This window comes from Streptomyces sp. NPDC051907, from assembly GCF_040681075.1.
Classification (GTDB): Bacteria; Actinomycetota; Actinomycetes; order Streptomycetales; family Streptomycetaceae; genus Streptomyces.
This window is the reverse complement of sequence record NZ_JBFAYB010000202.1, coordinates 1-3,993: the sequence shown is the minus strand read 5'-3', so window position 1 is coordinate 3,993 and position 3,993 is coordinate 1. Positions and strand designations below refer to the sequence as shown.

5 protein-coding genes are annotated in these 3,993 nt (G+C 74.7%); 3 read left to right on the top strand and 2 right to left on the bottom strand.

The window, feature by feature from the left end:
* Window positions 1-262: 262 nt before the first annotated feature.
* Window positions 263-712: a nitroreductase family deazaflavin-dependent oxidoreductase gene (locus AB0M39_RS41450; RefSeq protein WP_365374227.1), complete on the bottom strand. Its 450-nt coding sequence runs from the start codon at window positions 710-712 to the stop codon at window positions 263-265.
* Between the two features lie 134 nt (window positions 713-846).
* Between AB0M39_RS41450 and AB0M39_RS41445 the strand changes: the two genes are divergently transcribed.
* The 3 genes from AB0M39_RS41445 (at window position 847) to AB0M39_RS41435 (ending at window position 3,626) form a co-directional block, all read left to right on the top strand.
* Window positions 847-1,593, top strand: a complete 747-nt coding sequence (locus AB0M39_RS41445; protein ID WP_365374225.1) for a TetR/AcrR family transcriptional regulator — start codon at window positions 847-849, stop codon at window positions 1,591-1,593.
* A 141-nt stretch (window positions 1,594-1,734) separates the two neighbouring features.
* Complete coding sequence (locus AB0M39_RS41440) at window positions 1,735-2,964, top strand: sensor histidine kinase (RefSeq protein WP_365374223.1); 1,230 nt, start codon at window positions 1,735-1,737, stop codon at window positions 2,962-2,964.
* A complete protein-coding gene (locus tag AB0M39_RS41435; protein ID WP_365374221.1) occupies window positions 2,961-3,626 on the top strand; it encodes a response regulator transcription factor in 666 nt (221 codons plus the stop codon). The genes AB0M39_RS41440 and AB0M39_RS41435 overlap by 4 nt, the downstream gene beginning before the upstream one ends.
* Here the strand turns inward: AB0M39_RS41435 and AB0M39_RS41430 are convergent.
* A complete protein-coding gene (locus tag AB0M39_RS41430; RefSeq protein WP_365374218.1) occupies window positions 3,587-3,871 on the bottom strand; it encodes a DUF6332 family protein in 285 nt (94 codons plus the stop codon). The genes AB0M39_RS41435 and AB0M39_RS41430 overlap by 40 nt on opposite strands.
* Between the last annotated feature and the right edge of the window lie 122 nt (window positions 3,872-3,993).

Here is a 3,993-nt window from a genome sequence, read left to right as displayed (position 1 = left end):
GCGGGCGGGCGCGGTCTGGCACGGGCCAGGCTGATACGCGGGGAGGCCGACGCGCGCGTGGTCGGGGCGGGCGGCGGCGCAGTGGCGCGTACCGCTGGTGCGGGCGGGCCCGTGCGCAGGTCTGGCACGCCCGACGGCGGTCCCCGCGACGGGCGGTACGTGCTACGCCGACACGCGCGGCGTCGGCACGGGTCAGGCTGGTACGGGTCAGGCCGACGCGCGCGGGGCGGGGCGGGCGCGGCCGGGCCTCCGGTCCTCGGCGTCAACTGGTCACGGTGATCCGGAAGACCGGGTGCTTGTCCGCGGCCGCGAGCAGCTCCTCGTCGGTGGACTTGGCGTCGACCTCCTCGAAGAAGCGCCCGACCTCCCAGCCCCAGCGCTCGAGGTAGGTCCGCAGCAGCGCGGGCTTCTCCTCGTCGGGCAGCTCCACCGCGGTGAACTGCCGCGTTCTGCGGCCGACTCTGAGCTGGCCGCCGCCCGCGGCGCGCATATTGCGGACCCACTCGGAGTGGCCGCGGGCCGAGATCAGATACGGGCCGCCCTCGTAGGGGAGCGGGTTGACCGGGATCCGCCGCCACTCGCCGGACGTGCGTCCGCGCACGGAGAGCTCCGCCGTGCCCGCCACGCTGACGCCGTGACGGGCGAGCCAGCCGACCGCGCCGTTGAGGAGGCTGTCGAAGCGGTTGGGCTTGATGTAGTGCGACTGCGTCATGGCGGGCTCCACCAGTGAGACGTTTCGAGAGCACTGCTCTCTCTTAAGAGCAGTGTGCACCGGATCGGCGATCCAAAGCAAGAGCAGTGCTCTCATTATTGGTCGGTGCTCCGAATCGTGAAAGACTGCTCCGCATGAGCACCATCCGAGGGGCCAGGGAACGGGCCCGTATCGAAGTGACCGCGGCCATCAAGGACGAGGCGCGCCGACAGCTCGCCGCAGAGGGCGCGGCCAAGCTCTCCCTGCGCGCCGTCGCCCGAGAGCTGGGCATGGTCTCCTCCGCCCTCTACCGGTACTTCCCCAGTCGTGACGAGCTGCTCACCGCTCTCATCGTGGACGCCTTCGACGCCGTCGGCGCGGCGGCCGAGCGCGCCCTCGCCGAGGCGTCCGACCCCGCCGACCGCCCCGCCGACCTCCCCGCCCGCTGGAGCGCGGTCTGCGCTGCGGTCCGCACCTGGGCGCTCGCCCACCCCCATGAGTACGCGCTGATCTACGGCTCCCCGGTGCCCGGCTACACGGCGCCCCAGGACACCATCGCGCCCGCCTCTCGCGTCGGCCTCGCGTTGATCTCCATCGTCCGCGACGCCCATGGCACGGCAGCCCTGGTGCTTCCGCCGCTCGGCAGGGAGCTGCGCCCCGAGGCCGACCGGCTCGCCGAGTCCGTGGCCCCCGATCTGCCGTCGGCCGCCGTCGCCGCCCTCGTGGCCGCCTGGTCCCAGCTCTTCGGCCTGATCTCCTTCGAGGTGTTCGGGCAGTTCAACCGCGTTGTCGAGGACCGCGACGCCTTCTTCGCCCACGCGGTGGCCCGCCTCGCGCACGAGGTGGGCCTGCGCCGCCCGCCCGCCGCCCGCACGGCCCCCGCCCGCGGCGCGGAGTCCTGACGCGGCCGACGACCCGCGCCATGCACCCGTACAGCGCCATGCGCCCGTACAGCGCGGTGCGCCCGTACTGCACAGGGAGTACGCGTGATCACCACGCCGGGCTGACGCCCGCGCGCCCAGCCCCGGTCTAGCGTGGCGGTCATGGAAGAGCAGCGCACCGGCATCTGCGGCGGTCCTCCCTGGGCACGGGGCGGAGCGCCGGGGCCGCGTCTGTGGGAGGCGCGGCGGAGCGCGGGCAGAGTGCCGTGGCCCTCGACCCTCGCACTGGCCGTGTTCGTGATGGTGGGCGCGGGCTTCGCGGCGCAGGAGCAGCCGGACCGGGAGCCCCTCGACGCGCTCGCGAGAGTCCTGCTGCTCGCGGGCCCGGCCCTGCTCCTGCTGCGCAACCGCTGGCCGGTCGTCGCCGTCTTCGGCGTCAGCGCCACGACGCTCCTCTACCTCGGCGCGGGCTATCCGTACGGCCCGGTCTTCCTCGCCGTCGCCGTGGGCGCCTTCGCCGCCGTCGTCTCCGGCCACCGGCGGGCCGCCTGGTGCGCCCTCGGCGGGCTCTGGGCCGGCCATCTGCTGATCTCCCACTGGCTCTACGCCTATCTGCCCCCGCCCGGCGACGAGGCGGCCCCCTGGGGCCAGGAACTCGCCGTCGCGGCCTGGGCGGCGGCGATCCTCGCCGGCTCGGAGCTCGTCCGCGTACGGCGTGAGGTCTGGGCCCGAGAGCGCGAGGAGCGGGCCAAGGCCGAGCAGCGCCGTGCCGACGAGGAGCGGCTGCGGATCGCGCGCGAGCTGCACGACGTCCTCGCGCACTCCATCTCCGTCATCAACGTGCAGGCGGGCGTGGGCCTCGCGCTGCTGGACAGCGACCCCGAGCAGGCCCGCACCGCGCTCACGACCATCAAGGCGGCGAGCAAGGAGGCGCTCGGCGAGGTCCGCCAGGTCCTGGACACGCTGCGGACCCCCGGAGACGCCCCGCGCGCGCCGGCGCCCGGCCTCGACCGGCTGCCCGAACTCGTGGAGCAGGCCGCGAGCGCGGGTCTCGCCGTCTCGGTCGAGACGCGGGGCGAGCAGACGCCGCTGCCGCCCGGCGCCGACCTCGCCGCCTTCCGGATCGTCCAGGAGGCGCTGACCAACGTCGTACGCCACTCCGGCTCGCGCACGGCGCGGGTCCGCATCGCCTACGAGGTCGGCCGTCTCGGCCTCCGCGTCGACGACGACGGCCCGGCCGCCGGCGCCGACGCGGGCGGCAGCGGCAACGGCCTCGCCGGAATGCGGGAGCGGGCCGCCGCCCTGGGTGGCACGATCGAGGCGGGTCCGCGGCCGGACGGCGGGTTCCGCGTACGGGCCGAACTCCCCGTACGGCCGAAGGAGACGAAGTGATCCGCGTACTGCTCGCCGACGATCAGCTGCTGGTCAGGGCCGGTTTCCGGGCGCTGCTCAACGCCCAGGCGGACATCGAGGCAGCGGGGGAGGCCTCCGACGGCGAGGAGGCGGTGCGGCTGGTGCGCGAACTGCGCCCGGACGTCGTGCTGATGGACATCCGCATGCCGGTGCTGGACGGGCTCGCCGCCACCCGGCAGATCACCGAGGACGAGCGGCTCGACGCTGTGAAGGTGGTCATGCTCACCACCTTCGAGCTCGACGAGTACGTCTTCGAGGCGATCCGCTCCGGCGCCTCGGGCTTCCTGGTGAAGGACACCGAGCCGGAGGAACTGCTGCGTGCGGTACGGGCGGTGGTGCACGGGGACGCGCTGCTGTCGCCGGGCGTCACACGGCGGCTGATCGCGGAGTTCGCGGCCCGCTCCAAGGCGCCCGCGGACGCCGAGAGCCTCGACGGGCTCACCGAACGGGAGCGGGAGGTGATGGCGCTCGTCGGCATCGGCCTCTCGAACGAGGAGATCGCCCGCCGGCTGGTCGTCAGCCCGCTCACCGCCAAGACCCATGTGAGCCGCACCATGGTCAAGCTGGGCGCGCGCGACCGGGCCCAACTGGTCGTCCTGGCCTATGAGTCGGGCTTGGTACGCCCCGGCTGGCTCGGCTGAGCGGGCGGGCGGGGCGCGCCCGAGAAGCGCCACAGCACGGTCACGACCCGCAGGACGAAGGCGAGGGCCGCACATACGCCGCCCGCGACGAGCAGCCCGCGCTCGACGGCGTACGGCATGTCGAACATCAGCTTGGGCCCGGCGATCCCCCCGAAGACCAGGGCGGCGACCAGGACGGCGCTGAGCAGCGCGTAGCCGATCTCGACCGTGATCGCGTCCCGCTCCGCCTGCGTCCTTCGCGCCATCTCAGCAGTGTCACAGCGCAGTCGGGGGGGGGGGGGGGCGGCCCCCCGCCCCCCCCCGGGTGGGCGGGGCGCCGGCGCCCGCCCCCCCCCCCCCCGACGGCAACGGCGCCCCCCCCCCCGCG

Coding starts and splice junctions, on each gene's coding strand:
- AB0M39_RS41445 (WP_365374225.1), top strand. CDS start 847: ATGAGCACCATCCGAGGGGCCAGGGAACGGGCCCGTATCGAAGTGACC.
- AB0M39_RS41430 (WP_365374218.1), bottom strand. CDS start 3,871: ATGGCGCGAAGGACGCAGGCGGAGCGGGACGCGATCACGGTCGAGATC.
- AB0M39_RS41450 (WP_365374227.1), bottom strand. CDS start 712: ATGACGCAGTCGCACTACATCAAGCCCAACCGCTTCGACAGCCTCCTC.
- AB0M39_RS41440 (WP_365374223.1), top strand. CDS start 1,735: ATGGAAGAGCAGCGCACCGGCATCTGCGGCGGTCCTCCCTGGGCACGG.